Source organism: Pseudarthrobacter defluvii, from assembly GCF_030816725.1.
GTDB lineage: Bacteria > Actinomycetota > Actinomycetes > Actinomycetales > Micrococcaceae > Arthrobacter > Arthrobacter defluvii_A.
Window position 1 is genome coordinate 4,175,990 of sequence record NZ_JAUSYG010000001.1, and the last position, 16,823, is coordinate 4,192,812.

A 16,823-nucleotide genomic window follows, 5' to 3' on the forward strand; every position below is an offset into this window, starting at 1 on the left:
AGGCTTGCTAAGCACGCAAGCCAGTACCCAAAGGACTACGCAATGCCCAGGATCAGCGCCGCCACTGTGGCGGAGCACCGCGCAGCACAGCAACGGGCCCTTCTTAACGCCGCGCACGAACTTCTCCAGGAGACCTCAGAAGCACCAACCATGGCGGAAGTCGCTGCGCGGGCTGGGCTGTCCCGCCCGAGCGTTTACCAATACTTCACGTCCCGGCAGGACCTTCTCCAAGCCCTGGTCCGTGACGTCTTCCCCCGCTGGACCGAACGCGTCACCGGCGCAATGGCGGCCGCCCCCACAGATGCCGACCGCGTGATGGCCTACGCCATCGCAAACGTGGACCTCGTGGCCGAAGGAGCCCACGCCGTCGGCTCCGCACTGGCAACCTTGGCGCCTGGGGCCGAACTGGATGAACAAGCCCGACTTATGCACCGCCAGTTGCAGGAGCCGCTCATACAAACCCTGATCGATCTGAACATCGCAGATCCGGTGTCCCTTGCCGAAATGATCAACTCCGTAGTCCACGCAGGCACGCGCCTGCTTGAGTCGGGACAGCCACTGGAACAGGTCCATACCCACCTGCATCTCCTGCTGGGGCCATTCGTCACCGAACGTAGGGTTGAAGGAAGCCGGCGAACGAACCTCACTTCGCGATGAGGAGGGCCTGCGGGGCTGCTTGTTTCATTCGGGTTTGCAGCCATTTGAGTTGGGTGCCGGTCTGGCCGTCACAGGCGGCGACGACGTCCAGGAGTTCCTTATCCCTTAGTCCTTGCGCGGCTTGCTTGACCATCGTCCAGGTGATGTCGACAAGGCTCGCGAGGAGGTACAGGTCCTGGAGGTCCCTCAGCAGCCCAACGGGCCCTGTTCGGGTGTCCTGGAGCCCGTCCGCGTGCAGCCGTTCCGGTTCGTCGTCGGCATCGACCTCGCCGTACCGGTTGATGACGGGCTGAAGTGCCTTTTGGTGTTCGTCGCATTGTGCCGCCAGCGTCTGGCAGAGGAAGTGGACGTCGGGCTCGTGCCCGTGCCCTTCGGATACCTGTCGGAAGGATTCGGCGAGGGTGCCTTCGGACTTATGCAGCAGGCCCAGGTAGACGGGAAGCTTCATGAGTGTTCCTCCTTGGTGGCCACCGCCGGGGGTTCGACTGGTGCGATTGTCTCCTTGGCCTGTGCTGCCGGCCCGCCCGCCGTGGGCAGCACCCGTTTGCCTCCCCGTCCTTGGGTCGCGGGGCGCGAGGCTGTGGTGGTTGGGGCAAGGGCTGGTCCCACACCGTCGGCGATCTTTGTGACGCGGACCGCTGCGTTCTTCAGGACGGGCTGTTTGGAGACCGGATCCCATTCAGTGATGGTCAGTTCGTTCGCGGCCCGGTGCCTGCTGTTTGGTGTTCCCCCCTCGTCCCAGTACCCGTAGTGGAACGGGGCGAAAATGCTGCCGTCCCGGATCCCGCTGACCCGTACCGGGGCGGTGATATGTCCCCGGCGTGATTCGACCTGGACAAGGTCGCCTTCCACCAGCCCCGCGGACTGGGCGTCGTTAACGGACATCTCCACCCATGCATCGGGAGCTGCCTGGTTCAGCTGAGGGGATCTGGCCGTTTTAGTCCGGGTGTGAAAATGGTACACGGTGCGTCCGGTCGTAAACCGGAAGGGGTAGTCCTCATCCGGGGTCTCGTGCGCCGGCTGGTAGGGCGCAGTCTTGAAGATGGCCCGCCCTGCCGGATTCATGGCCTTGTAGGCTTCCGGGCCGACCGTAGCTCCGGTCAACAGGTCATGGCCGTAGGTTTCGCAGTACTCGGGGTCGGTGGCGAACACTCCGTCACGGTACATACGCACTGTGCCGTCTGGATGGTCCTCGTTGCACGGCCAGGGGACGCCGCTGCCGCCGCGGAGTTTGTCGTAGGTGATGCCGGTGTAGTCACAGGGACGCCCGCGCGTACATTCCTTCCAAGCGTTGAACGCGTCCTCCGGCCCTTTCCAGTCCAGCAGGGGCGATCCGTCACGCTGCGTGAAGCCCATGCGCCGGGAGTAGTCCAGGAATGTATCCAGGTCGCTGCGGGCCTGTCCCGGAGGTTCCACCGCTTTCTCCGACAGGTGCACTGTGCGGTTCACGTTGGTGAACGTCCCAGTTTTCTCTCCCCACGCCGCCGCCGGCAACACCACGTCGGCGTATTGGGCGGTCTCGGTCAGGTACAGGTCCTGCACCACCAGGAACAGGCTGTCGGCGTTGAGGATGTCCCGGATCCGCGGCAGCTGAGGCATCGACACGGCCGGGTTGGTTGCTGAGATCCACAGGAACTCTATCGATCCCTGTTCGACGTACCGGAAGATCTGCATGGCGTGGGTGGGCGGAGCCCAGTGCGGGATGATTGACGCATCGACGTTCCAGAGATCCGCGAGTTCCTGGACGTGCTCAGGGTTCTCCCAATTCCGGAACCCGGACAGATCCCCATCGGCTCCGCATTCGCGGTTGTTCTGGGCCGTTGGCTGGCCGTTCATCTGCAGGATCCCGCAGCCGGGCTTGCCCAAGAGCCCCCTGAGCAGGTGCAGGTTGTTCACCGCGCAGGAAGACGCGGTGGCTTGGGAGGACTGGTAAAAGCCCTGCAGGACCGTGGACAGCACCCGGTCCGAGGTGCCGAAGATTTCCGCCGCCCGGCGCACATCCTCCGCGTTGACGCCGCAGGTCTGTGCCACGGCCTCGGGAGTCCACGGTTCCACCGTGGTCCGCAGCTCGTCGACGTTCATCGTGTGCCGGTCGATATAGTCCTGATCGATCCAACCGTTGACGAACAGCTCCCGTACCAGCCCGTGCATCAAGGCCAGGTTGGTGCCGGGCCTGACCGGCAGGTGCACCTCTGCATGCCGGGCGACCTCGGTGTTTCGCGGGTCCACGCACACGATCCTGGGCTTGTCGGGGCCGGCGATCCGGTCAAGGACACGCGTCCACAGGACGGTCTGGCTTTCGGCCATGTTATGTCCGAACAGGAACATGGCATCGCACTCGTCAATATCGACGTAACTTCCCGGCTGCCCATCGGAGCCAAAGGATTCCTTCATGGCAGCGGCCGCGGTTGCGGTGCAAAGCCTGGTGTTGCCATCCATGTGAGGCGTGCCGATACCGGCTTTACCGACGATGGCCTGGGCGTAGTATTCCTCAGCAAACAACTGCCCGCTCGTGTAAAAGCCGTGCGAGAGAGGGCCTTTTTCATCCAGCAGGGTCCTGCTGCGGGCGACAATGCGTTCCATCGCCGTATCCCAGTCCGACTCGACCAGCACCCCGTTTTCCCGGACCAGTGGCTTGGTGAGACGGTCCTGGTTGTTCACCCCCTGCCAGCTCGCGAACAGGCCCTTCGGTCCCAGGCGGCCGTGGTTAACAATGTCCGCGGCCCTGCCGCGGACACCGACCATGGCCCCGTCCTTCACTGCGATGTCGATGCCGCATCCGTTACTGCAGAGCACGCACGCTGACTGTACCCACCGCTCCACCTCAGACTCCTGCACCCCCTCGGCAAGGACCTGGTCCACCCGGACCGGCCACCGCTCATCCCGGGCGAAGGGAGTACGAGTACCCCAAATCTCGGCAATACGATCAACCATGACCGATCCTTCCATGCAGGGCTAAGGCCGCTGGTACGGCGGACCCCCTTGGAAGGCGGACGACGCCGGCGCCAGGCACTGCGGCTGCTGCAGGCACAGTGCATGAACACCCAGCATCAATCCACCTTTGGGATCCTGAGACGATACGGTAGCCCCGTTACTTGCGTTGACGCAACAGTCAGCCTGGTCCGGGCGCCAACTGCTGCTGGGCATGCTGGCTTGATGTGAAATGACCGGGCGGAAAGGCAGTGCCACATTCCTCGTAATCGAAGCCAGCATTTGTCCAGCATTTCGAACTCAAGCCACTATGCTGGACAGATGACTTCCGCCAAAACTGTGGCCATCGCGGTCCCCCTTGAAGCCGAGCTTGTGGACCGGATCCGAGCCGTAGACCCGTCCGTCACCGTTCTCTACGAGCCTGACCTCCTGCCGCGGGAACGCTTCCCGGCCGATCACGCCGGCGATCCTTCCTTTAAACGCACGGAGGAACAGGAGGAGCGCTATTGGGCAATGCTCAACAGCGTCGAGGTACTCTACGGATTCCCCAACGAAAGCCCTGCGGGCCTGGCACGGGTCGCCCGGGAAAACCCAAGGCTGCAGTGGGTGCACGCCATGGCTGCAGGAGCGGGCGGTGCAGTCAAGGCGTCGGGGCTTGGGCAGGCCGTTCTGCAGAAGTTCAAAATCACCACCTCCGCCGGAGTCCATGCCCTCCCGCTCGCGGAATTCGCAGTCATGGGGATCCTGAACGGGTTCAAACGTACATCGGAACTCGGGCAGGACCAGGCAGCCAAGGTCTGGCCCGACCTGCGGGTCCCCACCCGCCTGGTCAACGGCTCGAACCTGGTAGTCACCGGACTCGGTGAAATCGGGCTGGAAACCGCGCGGATCGCCCGGGCGCTGGGCATGAACGTCAGCGGCACCAAACGAAGCGTGGCACCCATCGACGGCATCGACGAGGTGGCGGACAACGCAGGCCTCCCCGCCCTCCTGACCACGGCAGACGCCGTCGTCAATACTCTGCCTGGCACGACATATACGGAAAAGCTGTTCAACCGTGAACTGTTTGCTGCCATGAAACCCGGAACAACGTTTATCAACGTCGGCCGCGGAACCGTGGTGGATGAGGATGCCCTGCTGGAGGCGCTGGACAACGGCCAGGTGGGCTACGCGTGCCTGGATGTCTTCGCTGTGGAGCCGCTGCCGCAGGACAGCCCTCTGTGGGACCATCCCAAGGTGATGGTCTCGCCGCACACTTCGGCCCTTAGCGCCGCCGAGAACCGCCTCATCACCGAGCGCTTCTGCAGCAATCTCCGGATGTTCCTGGACGGCGGGGACCTCCCCCACCTCGTGGACACGGTGCACTTCTACTAGGACGGGGCGGAAAAGTGCGCATCGCCAGAATCCAAACAGCAGCAGGTCCGCAGCACGCCGTTGAAAGCGACGGCACCTGGCACCACATCACCGACCCGTTCGAGGAAAGCCTCCGCTACACCGGCGGCGCCACCACCCACAGCGAGGCAACGTTCCTCGCCCCGGTGACGCCCGCCGTCGTCCTGGGCATTGGCCATAACCGGACCTTGAATGACCACTCCCTTCCTATCCAGGCGTGGCACAAGTCCGTCCACACCGTGGCCGGACCGGGGGATGCCATTGTGGCGGCCCGCGACCGGGGCACCGTCCACGCGGAGGGTGAACTCGCCGTCGTTATCGGCAAGACAGCCACAAGCCTGACCGCTGAGAATGCGCTGGAACACGTCCTCGGCTACACCTGCGTCAACGACGTCACCAACGTGGACCAGAACGCGGTGGACGAGCGGAACTTCCAGGGCAAGGCCGGCGTCAATTACACACCCCTGGGCCCCTGGATCGAAACCGAGCTCCTGGATCCCGAGCAGGCGGGCATCGACGTCTATGTCAACGGAACCGCCAAGGCCAACTCCGGCACATTCAACCTGCCTTCCACCGTGGTGGAGTGCCTGGTTTACGTCACGTCGTGGCTTACCCTCCAACCCGGCGATGTGGTGATGACCGGAGCACCCGGCACCGCGGTACCCGTGGAACCGGGGGAACGCGTGGACATCGCGGTGGAGGGCATTGGCACGCTGAGCAGCATCGTGGCCTGACAGCAGGGGTGAGCAACGCCAGGGCCCTTAGGATGGATAGCGTTCAGTTGACTGAACGCGACCCCACTCCGCCTTGGCGACCTAAGGAGAATCATGGCCGATTCCCATATCCCCGCGTCATCCGACAAGCCGGGAGCCACCTCGCCGGCGCCGGCCGTTACGCGGGCGGCAGCCGTCCTGGACGCCCTCGCCGCCTCGGCTACCGGCCGCCTCACCCTGAGCGACCTCTCGCGTGAAGTGGGAATCCCGAAGTCGTCCACCTCCAACCTCCTGCTGGCTCTGGAGGAGGCGCGACTGATCAGCCGGCAGGGCTCGGAGTTCACGCTGGGCCGCAAGCTGGTGGAACTGGGCGCCGCCTACCTTGGCCGGATGGATGAGGTCCAGGAGTTTTACCGCTACTGCGAACAAGCCTCCGTCCTTTCCCGCGAAACGGTGCGGATCGCCATGCTGGACGGCACCAACGTGATCTACCTGGCCAGGTACGAGGGCCACCCTGCCGTGCGGCTCACGTCCAATATCGGCGACAAGATGCCCGTTTCCCTGTGCGCCGTGGGCAAGGCCCTGATCGCGCGGCTGCGCGACCATGACCTTGAGGAAATGTTCCCCGACGACGCCGAACTGCCGGTGCTCACACCCAAGTCCCTGCGCACTGGCGCGGAACTAAAGGCGCAGTTGAAGGAGATCCGCGAGCAGGGTTTCGCCTTCGAGGACGAGGAATCCACTACCGGCGTGGTGTGCCTCGCCGTCTCCGTCCCCACCCGTGGAGCCCACGGCCCCAGCCTGGGACTGTCCGTAACCGCCCTCAAGGCCACCTACACGCCGGAGCAGGGCTCCCAAATGGTCAAGGAACTGCAGGACCTGGCGCACTCCCTGGGCAACCCGATGGGATAGGCCCGAACGAGTCGGCCAGCGCACTCCAAGACCAGAAACAGTTGCGAAGCGTTCAGCTTGCTGTATTGTGTTCAGCATAGTGATCGACGCAACAGGTGTTGTCACTATCCCACCAGGCCAACGGGGGCCTGGAGTGCATTAGAGGGAGTTTTCGTGACAACTCGTACTAACTCACCGCAGGCCACCACGGACGGCGCCGTCGTCGATCCGGACCAATTGCGAAGGGCAACACTTGCCAGCTCCGTGGGATCCGCCCTGGAGTACTACGACTTCTACATCTATGGCCTTGCCTCGGCCCTGATCTTCGGTCCGCTGTTCTTTGCGCCGCTCGGGGAAAGCGGAGCGGTCATCGCCTCCTTCGCCACCTACGGCGTCGGCTTCGCCGCAAGACCCTTCGGCGGCGTGGTGTTCGGCTACATCGGTGACCGCTTCGGCCGCAAGATGGTGCTGATCCTCACCATCGGCCTCATGGGCCTGTCCAGCTGCGCCATCGGCCTGCTGCCCACCTTTGAACAGGCCGGGATGCTGGGAGCTGTGCTGCTCGTGACGCTGCGCATCCTGCAGGGCCTGGGCGCCGGCGCCGAGCAGGCAGGCGCCACGACGCTCATCTCCGAGGTGGCCCCGCGCCGCCGTCGTGGTTTCTTCGCATCCCTGCCGTTCGTCGGCATCCAGCTGGGCACCCTCCTGGGCGCCGGCACCTTCGCCCTGATGGCGCTGGCTGACAAGGAAGTCCTCCAGGGCTGGCTCTGGCGTGTTCCGTTCCTGGCGAGCGTCATCCTGATCGCGATCGCCGTCTTCATCAGGCTTCGGCTCAAGGAGACCCCCGTCTTCCAGGAACTCGAAAAGCACAAGGCCGTGGTCAAGAACCCCGTGGGCCAAATCTGGAAGCACTCCAAGAAGAACGTGCTGGTGGGCATCGGCCTGAGGATGGGCGAAAACGGCAACTCGTCCATCTATTCAGCGCTTCTGGTGTCTTTCATCAGCATGCCGGCCGGTGCCTTCGCCGGTGACAAGTTCATCGGCCCCACGGGCCTGCTGATCGCCGCGGGTTTCGCGGCGGTGATGGTTGTTGCCTTCGGCGCCCTCTCCGACCGGTTCGGTCGGGTTCCGGTTTACCGCTACGGCGCCCTCTTCCAGGCCCTCATCGCCCTGCCCGCGTTCTACCTGGTCACGCTTGGCAACGTCACCCTGGTCTGGGTGGTCATGGTGGTGGGCATCGCCCTCGGCGTGCAGGCCATGCTCGGCCCTCAGTGCGCCCTGCTCCCGGAACTCTTCGGCTCCCAGCACCGCTTCACCGGCGTGGCGCTCAGCCGTGAACTTTCCGCGGTGCTCGCCGGCGGCTTCGCCCCGATGATCGGCGTGGCCCTGTTGGCGGCGACCAACCATTCCTGGCTGGTGCCCGCGGTCTACTCACTGGTCCTGGCTGCCATATCGTTCGCCACCACGTTCTTCACCCCGGAGACCAATGGCCGCGACCTGGTGCTCGTGGAGGACGCCAGCTGAGCCAGGGCTGCACCGCCGCGGGCATGGGAACCACCGAAATCGTTGGGAAGACCTGCTATATCCTGATCTTTTGAAGCACGGTTCAGGGAGCAGCCGGGCTAAAGCACGTCGAACGGCCCGTCAGTGAATTCCAGCAGCGCATACCCAGGATCCATGTCAGTGGACATCCCGCACAGCGATTTTCTCGACTGCCCCACCGGGCTCGTCGAGTACTACTTCGCCGACGGTAAATTCCGCTGGTCCGATGGGCTGTACCGCATGTACGGGTATGAGCGGGGCGAGGTGGTCCCTTCCATGGACATGGTGCTTCCGCACGTGGAGCCCGAAGACCGGGAAAAAGTCCAGGCGTACTGGGAGCACGTGGCCGCCCACGGCGGACCGGCATCCATATATGTGTCCATCCGGGACCGCAAGGACCGCCAGCACAAGTTGCTCTACTCTGCGGACTACATCCTGGAAGGATCTACACCGGTCGGGGTCTGGGGTGTGGTGGTGGACCTCACCACCTCAATCCATACAGACCGGCACCAACTCGCCACCGAGGCGGTGGCCGCATCTGCGGTGAACCGGGCAGCCATCGAGCAGGCCAAGGGCATCCTGATGGGGCGCACCGGCGTCACCGCGGACGAAGCGTACGGGCTCATGAGCCAGTTGAGCCAGGATACGAACCGCAAGGTGTACGCGATTGCCCACGAAATCATCGAGCGCGCCACCACCCGGGCCGGAGAGCAGGCTGATGCCGGGGATCCGGAGAACCAAGACCATCCCCTGCTGTAACTGACGGACCGGAAGGTGAACTATCCCTTCCGGTCGGCCCGGTAGGCGCTTGGGCTGACCCCGTGCAGACGGCGGAACTGGCGCGAAAAGTAGAACTGGTCCTGCAGGCCCACTTCCCGGCCCACCTGGGCGATGGACAGGTCAGTGGTGTCCAGAAGGTGCCGGGCCCGGGCCATCTTCAGGGCGGTGTGGTGGGCCAGGACTCCACCGCCCGTCGCTTCGCGGAACAGCTTGCTGAGGTGTGACGGCGACACCCCCACCAGCGCGGCGAGTTCCGGCAGCCGGATGGTCCCGTCCGCCCGTTCCTCCAGGTAGTTCAGGGCCTGCTGGAGCGGCGTCCCCGTCTCCGGAACGCGGCGGTCCACCGCCAGCGTGGCCAGCAACTTCCACGCCATCCCGGCCGTGGCCACCAGCCGCGCCGGCGACTGGTCTTTCTCCAGCGCAGTGATGATCTCATCCAGCATGGCTGTCAGCCGGTCCACGGCCAGCAGTGGAATGATGGGCCGGTCGGTCCCCACTCCGGCCTCGGCCACCAGCTCGAAAACGTCGCTGCCACGCACATGGCACCACCAGATCGTCCATGGATCGCCGGGCGCGGCACCGTACGCATGTGCCTGGCCGGTCCCGCCGGGAAGGACGACGGCGGCCCCCTTGCCGACCTCGGTCCGCGCACCGGCGGTTTCCACCCACCCCCGTCCGGCGACGCAGAGCACGATGATGGTTTCCTCGGCGCCGACCGGGCGGTAGCGTCCGTGGTCTTCCGCAGCAGGAAAGACGCCGGCGTCCGTAACCACCAGATGCCGGGTAATGGGACGGCTAAGAGCCTCACGGACCAGCGGACGCGGCACCACCACCAGCCGCTGGTTGGCGAAGCCGTGCGCCCGCTCCACGTCCGCTCCTTCCGTCACGAAATGTCCATCCTATGACGGGAGCGGCGCATCAGTCGCGGGCTTCCCGCCAATCCGTCCAGCAGACCACCTTGACACTGTCCAGGGCCAGCAGGTCGCCTGCCGATCCGTCCCGTCGACGTTGGGCGGCCGCAGGCACCCCCACCTTGGCAGCCTTGGGCAGCGGAAGGATCTGAAGGACGACGTCGGATCCGGGCTGGATGCCCACATCACTGGTTTCGAGGAGCCAAGGGGAGCCGTCCCAGAACCTGTCAGCCACCACCCGGCCGTCGACCAGCAACCGGGCGACGTCGCCCGCCCAGGCGATCTCCAACTCCGTCATCCCGCCCGCGGAGGCACGTACCGGCGTCGGAAGTTCAAGCCGGTACAAGGCCGAGAGCCCACCGATGGTTGCATCGTCCGGTGCCGCTGCCCGGCCGGCCAGTGCGCCGAAGGAGGCAGGAACAGGCTGCGCAGCACCGACAAGCTCCACAGGCACGGATTGGCGTGCCGGCCCCTGGGCTTCGGCTTGGGCGGCTACGTCCTCAAAGCGGCAGTCCCCCGCGGAGTACCGCCGGATGCAAGGAGTTCCCGGCGACCTGCCTGCCAGCCGCCCCTCAGCGTCCACCCAGACCGGGTCTGCGGACAGCACCAGTTCCCGGCCCCGCCCTGTGTCCAGGACCCAGGCCTCATCCGCCACGGCTGCGGGCAGTATCAGGACCTTGAGGACGCCCTGGCCCGAGTTCGCCGTCAACGCCGCCGGCGCGGAGGCATCAAGAGTGTAGGCACCTCCGCCCAGCGCAGTGGCTGGCCCCTCCAGCACGGTCCCGTCCGGAAAGCACAGGTTCGGCTCGATCCCTGCCTCGGCAGCCAGGACCAGGGTGGGCGCACCGGCAGAATTAAGCACTGTCAGCGGGGTGGCGGTAGCCCAGGCCAGCTGCACGCCCCCGACCTCAAGGTTCACCGGCCACGCCGCGATGGTCCCAGGGGGAATGTCTACGGGGGATGCGGGGAACGTTGTTGCTCCAGCGTCGAGGCCCAGCCGGAACTGGGCATTGGAGTATGCCTGAAGGGGAATATGTGGCTGGTGCCAGGTGATGAAGACGAACCCGGAGTGCCCGTCCGAGCGCAGCGCCCACCGCAACGTCCCGGAATCCTCAACTCCTGGCGGCATCTGGTCCGGCAGCGTGGACGGCATGGGCGCCAACCGCTCCCCGAACGCTGCCAGGAACGCATGCTGACGGCGCAGCAGCCCGAAGCCTGGCGCCAGCCTGCCGGACGCACCTATCGGGGCATGGAAGTCGTAGTCGAACACCGGCAGGTCGTTCGGATAACCCGTGGCTTGGGACTCCTGCAGGCCGGCTGCGGGGTTGGCCCCGCCGGCAAACATGTAGTACCCCTGCCAGGCGGAGCCGCTGCCAATCTTGTTGTTCGCCACCGCAGCCACATCCCTGCCCGCAGGCCAAGGCCGGCGCTGGTAGGCCGTGGCCATCCCGCCGGTCAGCTCGCAGGTGGCCGGCGGGTAGAGGTCGGAAACAGATCGCGGCGCCGAAACACCGCCGCCGGACAAATGCTCGCGCAAGTCGGCGCCGATGCCGGGATCGTCCCACTGGTGGCTGAAGAAGTAGTGCTGCCGGAAGGTGGGGTCCCAGGGCGCGTCCGCGTCCACCCAGAAGCCATCGCCGTAGCCGCCGAAAACCGGCAGCACGTCTTCCAGCGGCAACTCGGCTCCGCCCCACGCTGTGGCCGTCCAGATCGGAGCACTAAGCCCCGCCGAACGCGCCAATTTCTTCAGCTCGGTGAGGTGCCGGGGCTGGTCGTAGAGCTCGTTCTCCAGCTGGATGCCGATGACGTTGCTCCCCGGCCCGGTCAGCCCGCCAAGCTGCGCACCCACCAGGTTGTACCAGCGATCCACCAGCGCCAGGTAGGCGGCATCGTTGGTACGGTGTTCGACGGCGGCCGCCTGGACCCAGTCCGGATACCCGCCGTTGCGGACCTCCCCGTGGGCCCAGGGTCCGATGCGCAGGACCACGTCCAGGCCGACGGATGCGCATAACCGGACGAAGGCTGCCACATCCAGGTTGCCGTCAAAGCGCGGCTTCCCCTGGACAGGCTCGTGATGGATCCAGAAGACGTAGCAGGCCACCACCGTGACCCCGCCTGCCTTCATCAGCCGGAGCCGGTCCTCCCAGCGGTTGCGCGGAAGCCTGCTGAAATGGATCTCGCCGGACACCGGGATCACCGGACGGCGGTCTTGTTCCAGGTAGTGGCTGGTGAGCCCCCACCGGCTGTGCACGTCTTCTGTGTTGCTCATCGCCGGCAGCCGCAACTCCGAGGCAAAAGGCCGGTGGACGGCGGTCAGCAGCTCAAGGGCTGTCTCTGGGGCACGCATTGGCGGAAGTCCTTCAGTTCGCAGAGGCGGTAAGTATCAGGGTGTTGATGCGGCGCTGCCACTCTTCGTCGGCCCACAGCGGGTGGTGGGGCGCGGCGTTGGAGCAGGACACCATGCCCCAGACGCCATGTTCAAGCGCCGTTCTGATGCCGTGCCGGGCCAGGTCCCGCCCCACCGGGCCCTCCTCGAACGTGCCGAGAAGCGGGGTGTACCCGATCCAGCCCTCGCCCACCACGGCGGGAACGTTCTTCCAGCGGGCCCATGCGGCGATGGCAATGACGCGGGACTCGATCTCGCGCCGCATCACCTCGCGGTACTGCCCGTACTCGTCGTGCAGCCACGTGTCCCAGGCGCCGGGGTCGATCCAGTCATAGCCATAGAACATCTGATCCGTGACCACAGTGGCCCGGTATTTCCACGGGGCCAGTCGTCCGTAGTCGGGGAAGGACGGCGCGTCTTTCCGGAGCAGCGCACGCAGGGCCGGGTTGGGGAAGCCTGCCGTTCCCTCGGACCTGATGTCGATCCGCCGCTGCAGCGCATCCAGCACGCTGTAGCTGTACACGTGGAACTGCGCCGCGCCCAGGCCGTCGGGAACTGTATGCATGGCAAGGTGCGGGGGTTTGCCGTAGCTGGCCGTTATCAACAGGTCGGGATGCAGCCGCCGCAGCCGCCGCACCTGCCCGCTGCCGCCGTCGGCCAGTGCCGGGAGGATGGAGAAGTCCACCTCGTTGTGCAGCTCCACCAGGGCGATGCGGTCCCGGTGTCCGGCGTCGGTGACCGTGCGGATCAAGCGGTCCCACGCAGCGGCAAGGACGCGGTAACGGTCGGCCAGCGGGACGGCATCGATGGCCTCGAACCACTGCGGGGACGCGGCAAACACGGGTGACTGCTGGTACTCCCAGCTGGCCAGGACCACCACCAGGCCGTGCCGTTCGGCGGCGCCGAACAGTTCCAGCAGCCGTTGCCGCAGATTCAGCCGGTAGCCGCCGGGCGCGTCGTACCAGCGTGTGCCGCGGGCGTAGATTCCGCCGTCGGGTGCCGTCCCCAGCCCCTCAATCTCCAGGTCCTCCGCGAGCGCGTCCAGGCCCAGGTCGCCGAACAGCAGCAGCGGCGCGGCGCAGATGCGGATGGCGTTGTAGCCGAGCTCCGCCGCCTTGGCGCAGGCCCTGTCCAGCTCCGCGTAGGGACCGCCGTCCTCGGCCCGGGTGTACCAGGAGAAGTCCCAGAGAGTGATGGCCAGGCGGGCGGGAAGGTGCGACGGCGGCGGGCCGGTCAGGCCGCGCACGCCGCCGTCCAAGGTCCCGGACCCTAGGTACCGCGGTTCTTCAGTCACAGGGAGACCTCTTCCTTCGTCTGCAGGCGCCGGCCCAGCAGCCGGCCGTGGCTGGCCAGTTGCCGGAGGGAGGCCGCCGCAGCGCCCCGCGACTCAGCGCTGTCCGTGTCGAACAGCAAAAGCTCCGGCAGCGACGTGGCGAAGTAGTCAGGAACAGCGGGCGCTGCCTCCAGTTCGGCGGCGCGGTCCTCCAGGCTGCCCCAGATCCGGTCCGCTTCCTGCCGCTCGCCCAGGCGGGCGCAGGCCACGCCCCGCCAATAGTCGGCAGGCCCAACCGGCTTTGAATCCACCGCCAGCGCGTTCCCCCGCCCGCGCGCCGCCGCCCACGCCTCGCGGGCAGCAACCCGGTCACCCGCCCGTTCCAGCGCATCGCCCAGCGCCACCAGCCGCTCGGCCATGCTGTCCGCGGGATGCCGCCCTTCGCCCAGGTTGGCCGGCGCTTCGGTGCCTTCACGCAGCAGGGCGGCTGCCGCCGTCGGCTCCTGCTCGATCAACGTCCGTGCCTGCTGGACGGCGGCGCGGTCATAGGCGGCGAGCGCCAGTCCCTCACCGCCCTCGAAGGGCTGGAAGGTGCGCGACACCAACAGGGCCAGGGCGTCGAGGGGCCGTCCGACGTCGGTCAGCAGGTTTGCGTACAGGACGGCAAGATCGTCGCGGGCCAGGACGCCCGGCCCGTGCTGCTCAATGTCCGCGATCCGCTGGCCTGCGGGCACACCACGCAGCCCTGCCAGCACTGCCCGTTCGAAGGCGAGCCGGGCATCCTGCGGGCTCAACTCCAGGGCACGCCTAAGGCAGCGGTCAGCGGCAGCGGGATCCCCACCGGTATTGACCGTAGCCAGCGCCGCGTTCCGCCAGACCACGGGGTCCCCGCTCCCGTGCGCCATGGACAGTTCAAGGTGTGCGAGGGCGTCCGCGGTCCGTCCGGCGTCCAGCAGCCAGCAACCCAGGAGCCCGTGGGCCACGTGGTCGCGGGGATCGGCCTCGAGGGCGCGGAGCAGCGCGTCGTAGTCGTCCAATCCATAAGGAAACGCGTAGGTGGTATCCACGCGCCGGGCCTTGACGCGCTCGGCAGCAGCGGCCGCCGGTTCCAGGAGCTCCTCCAGCCAGCCGGCGCGCAGGTAATGCCGAAGCGGCCCCGGCCTACCGAACGCCAGGTACGCCTCCGACGCTGCTTCAGTTTCGGTCAGTTCCAGGGCGCGCTGCCACTGCCCCGCGCGGGCAAGCCAGCACGCCAAGGTCAGCGCGGTTTTGGGATCCACTGCGTCCAGGGTCCCGGCGAGCGCCAGGGCCACGGGGTCCAGCGGGTCGGAGGCCAGGATGTCCTGGAGCAGTTGGTCGCCCTGGTCACGGTCCCCCAGCCACTCCAGCGCCAGGTACCGGAGGTGCCGCGCTTCGGGGCTGGTGCTCTCCAGCGACTGTGCGGCGTCGGCGTGCTGCAGGGCCAGGGCTGGGTCCTTGGATCGGAGGGCCAGCCGCGACAGTGCCAGCCGCGCCGGATGCGCCCAGGCCCTGTCCCAGGCAGCCTTCCCAAACCGTTCCCCCGCTTCCGCGGTGAGGCCGAGCCGCTCCAGGACCAGGCCCAGCCGGTAGTGGGCTTCCCCGCTTGGCGGGTTCAGGTTCCGCCGGCTCAGGCGTGCCACGGCGTTTTCGAGCAGTTCCCGTGCCCGGCCATAGCGGCCTTCCCGGTATCTCGCCGCGCCGAGGGCAATGGAGGCACGGGAGTCCTGCGGATCCCGGCGGAGCATTTCCTCAAGGTACTGCACGGCTGACCTGCTGGGGTGCCGGTTCTGGGCCAGATGGGTTGCGGTGACAAACAGCTCGTCCTGGCTTTCCATATCCCGCGGCTGCGCCGGTTCGGTGGCCACCCAGGGGCCGGGTGCGTTGTCCACGGGTTGCCGCGGCGTCCAGGAAATAAGTTCCCGGCCGCCGTCGAGGACCTGGAGCGTAAGGTCTTCTGCCTTTGCCGGCAAGTGCAGTTCAACCGTGCCGGTGAACGGATCGGCGGGTGAGACGAGGACGTTCCAGACCTGGACCGTGCCGCCACGGTGTTTCAGGACAATGGTGGCGTTCTTCCTGCGGCTGGTGCCGGTGACGCCAACGGTGACCGCCCTGCCCGGCTCGTCGAGGGACAGCGCGACGGCGGCGTCCAGGTTTGCCTGGTGGGCCGGGCCCATCTGCCGGATGGGGTACCAGTACTGGCTGAACGTGCGCTTCTCACCCGGGGCGAGGTAACTGAAGTCTGGCTGGTTGTCCGTGAAGACGCCTGCCATCAGCTCGACGTAAGGACCGTCGTCGTCCGTCAAATGCGCGTCCCACGCCCGGCCTACGGGGCCGTTACCCCACGTCCATTGCTTCTTGCCCGGCGCGATGGTGCGGTCCGCCCAGTGGACAAAACCGGCCTGGGCGTCATGGTCATAGCCGCCAAAGAAGCTGTCCGCCGTGTCCGTGACCATGTAGGAGGTCGGGACGGGGATATTTGCATAGAAATCGAGCCGGTCAGCGCCGGGGCGCCCGCCGCCCGCAGTCACTGCCGGATAGTCCACTCCGTAATAGGGCCGGTCGGCACGTGGGAAGGACGTGATGGCCCTGCGCGCGTGGTCAGCTACATACCGGACGTCGGTGGGAAAGAACGACTGGTAGTTCTCATGCGAGCGGGCAGCCACATTGGCCCACCACAGAAACGTCTGCGGCTCATCCGTCCGGTTGTGGAGCCGGACATCGACCTCGATCAATGAACTGCCCGGCCTAAGCCGCACGCCATGGGTTCCGCGCATCCGCTGCAGCGGATCCAGGTCACTGTGCCAGACGGTCACGGCGCCTGTGCCGGAACGTTCGACGGCGGTTTCCACCGGCAGGAAGGTGGCGGGCCGGTGGTGCTGCGGCCAGTTGAACTCCACGCCCCCGGAGATCCATGGCCCGGCCAGGCCCACCAAGCCGGGCTTGATTACGTTGTTGCGGTAGAAGAAGTCGTAGCCGGCGGTCTTGTCGTAGCCAACGTGGATCCGGCCCCCGATCTCCGGAAGCAGCATCAGGCGGACGTACTCATTCTCCAGGTGGATGGCCTGCCACAGCCTGGGCTGCTTCACCGCCTCAATGCTGTCAATGAACGGCATGGGATAGACCTTGCCGCTGGAGCCCTGGTAAACGCGCCGGTCCAGGAAGAGCGGGTACTTGTCCGGTTTGCCGGGGGCGTAGGTGTCGATCCATACCGGTTCGCTCCAGCAGGCCACGCCGCCTGCCGCAAGAACGTCCCGCTGGTCAGCCGGGGCCTCGGGCAGGACGATCCTGCTGGGGTCTTTGGGTTCGCTGGTCACTCCTCAAGGCTA

The 16,823-nt window shown here is 66.3% G+C and carries 12 protein-coding genes; 6 read left to right on the top strand and 6 right to left on the bottom strand.

Going from position 1 to position 16,823, the window contains the following annotated elements; genetic code table 11:
* Positions 1-42 precede the first annotated feature (42 nt).
* Entirely contained in the window at positions 43-657 is a 615-nt protein-coding gene (locus QF031_RS19550; protein ID WP_307432103.1) for a TetR/AcrR family transcriptional regulator, read from the top strand.
* Here the strand turns inward: QF031_RS19550 and QF031_RS19555 are convergent.
* Both QF031_RS19555 and QF031_RS19560 read right to left on the bottom strand, forming a co-directional pair.
* Entirely contained in the window at positions 644-1,105 is a 462-nt protein-coding gene (locus tag QF031_RS19555; RefSeq protein ID WP_307432105.1) for a hypothetical protein, read from the bottom strand. The genes QF031_RS19550 and QF031_RS19555 overlap by 14 nt on opposite strands.
* Positions 1,102-3,591, bottom strand: coding sequence for a molybdopterin oxidoreductase family protein (locus tag QF031_RS19560; protein ID WP_307432107.1), 2,490 nt, complete (start codon positions 3,589-3,591; stop codon positions 1,102-1,104). Before QF031_RS19560 ends, QF031_RS19555 begins: the two co-directional genes overlap by 4 nt.
* A gap of 318 nt (positions 3,592-3,909) precedes the next feature.
* Here QF031_RS19560 and QF031_RS19565 point away from each other — a divergent pair, with 318 nt between their 5' ends.
* The 5 genes from QF031_RS19565 to QF031_RS19585 all read left to right on the top strand — a co-directional run bounded on the left by QF031_RS19565 (position 3,910) and on the right by QF031_RS19585 (position 8,885).
* Positions 3,910-4,962: a D-2-hydroxyacid dehydrogenase gene (locus QF031_RS19565; RefSeq protein ID WP_307432109.1), complete on the top strand. Its 1,053-nt coding sequence runs from the start codon at positions 3,910-3,912 to the stop codon at positions 4,960-4,962.
* Between the two features lie 14 nt (positions 4,963-4,976).
* Positions 4,977-5,714: a fumarylacetoacetate hydrolase family protein gene (locus QF031_RS19570; RefSeq protein WP_307432112.1), complete on the top strand. Its 738-nt coding sequence runs from the start codon at positions 4,977-4,979 to the stop codon at positions 5,712-5,714.
* 93 nt (positions 5,715-5,807) lie between these two features.
* Positions 5,808-6,605 (top strand): IclR family transcriptional regulator, encoded by a 798-nt coding sequence (locus QF031_RS19575; protein ID WP_307432113.1) that lies wholly within the window; start codon positions 5,808-5,810, stop codon positions 6,603-6,605.
* A 153-nt stretch (positions 6,606-6,758) separates the two neighbouring features.
* On the top strand, positions 6,759-8,108 hold the full coding sequence (locus QF031_RS19580) for an MFS transporter (RefSeq protein WP_307432116.1): 1,350 nt from the start codon (positions 6,759-6,761) through the stop codon (positions 8,106-8,108).
* A 153-nt stretch (positions 8,109-8,261) separates the two neighbouring features.
* Positions 8,262-8,885: an ANTAR domain-containing protein gene (locus tag QF031_RS19585; protein ID WP_307432119.1), complete on the top strand. Its 624-nt coding sequence runs from the start codon at positions 8,262-8,264 to the stop codon at positions 8,883-8,885.
* Positions 8,886-8,905: 20 nt separating this feature from the next.
* On the opposite strand, the gene QF031_RS19590 is transcribed toward QF031_RS19585, so the two are convergent.
* From QF031_RS19590 to QF031_RS19605, 4 genes are read right to left on the bottom strand one after another with little or no spacing between them, the layout of a single operon-like run.
* Complete coding sequence (locus tag QF031_RS19590; RefSeq protein ID WP_307432122.1) at positions 8,906-9,793, bottom strand: AraC family transcriptional regulator; 888 nt, start codon at positions 9,791-9,793, stop codon at positions 8,906-8,908.
* Positions 9,794-9,824: 31 nt separating this feature from the next.
* Entirely contained in the window at positions 9,825-12,164 is a 2,340-nt protein-coding gene (locus QF031_RS19595) for a beta-galactosidase (RefSeq protein ID WP_307432124.1), read from the bottom strand.
* A 13-nt stretch (positions 12,165-12,177) separates the two neighbouring features.
* On the bottom strand, positions 12,178-13,497 hold the full coding sequence (locus QF031_RS19600) for a cellulase-like family protein (protein WP_307432127.1): 1,320 nt from the start codon (positions 13,495-13,497) through the stop codon (positions 12,178-12,180).
* Positions 13,494-16,811, bottom strand: a complete 3,318-nt coding sequence (locus QF031_RS19605) for a DUF5107 domain-containing protein (RefSeq protein WP_307432130.1) — start codon at positions 16,809-16,811, stop codon at positions 13,494-13,496. Before QF031_RS19605 ends, QF031_RS19600 begins: the two co-directional genes overlap by 4 nt.
* Positions 16,812-16,823: the final 12 nt, after the last annotated feature.

Coding starts and splice junctions, on each gene's coding strand:
- QF031_RS19585 (WP_307432119.1), top strand. CDS start 8,262: ATGTCAGTGGACATCCCGCACAGCGATTTTCTCGACTGCCCCACCGGG.
- QF031_RS19560 (WP_307432107.1), bottom strand. CDS start 3,591: ATGGTTGATCGTATTGCCGAGATTTGGGGTACTCGTACTCCCTTCGCC.
- QF031_RS19565 (WP_307432109.1), top strand. CDS start 3,910: ATGACTTCCGCCAAAACTGTGGCCATCGCGGTCCCCCTTGAAGCCGAG.
- QF031_RS19575 (WP_307432113.1), top strand. CDS start 5,808: ATGGCCGATTCCCATATCCCCGCGTCATCCGACAAGCCGGGAGCCACC.
- QF031_RS19550 (WP_307432103.1), top strand. CDS start 43: ATGCCCAGGATCAGCGCCGCCACTGTGGCGGAGCACCGCGCAGCACAG.
- QF031_RS19555 (WP_307432105.1), bottom strand. CDS start 1,105: ATGAAGCTTCCCGTCTACCTGGGCCTGCTGCATAAGTCCGAAGGCACC.
- QF031_RS19595 (WP_307432124.1), bottom strand. CDS start 12,164: ATGCGTGCCCCAGAGACAGCCCTTGAGCTGCTGACCGCCGTCCACCGG.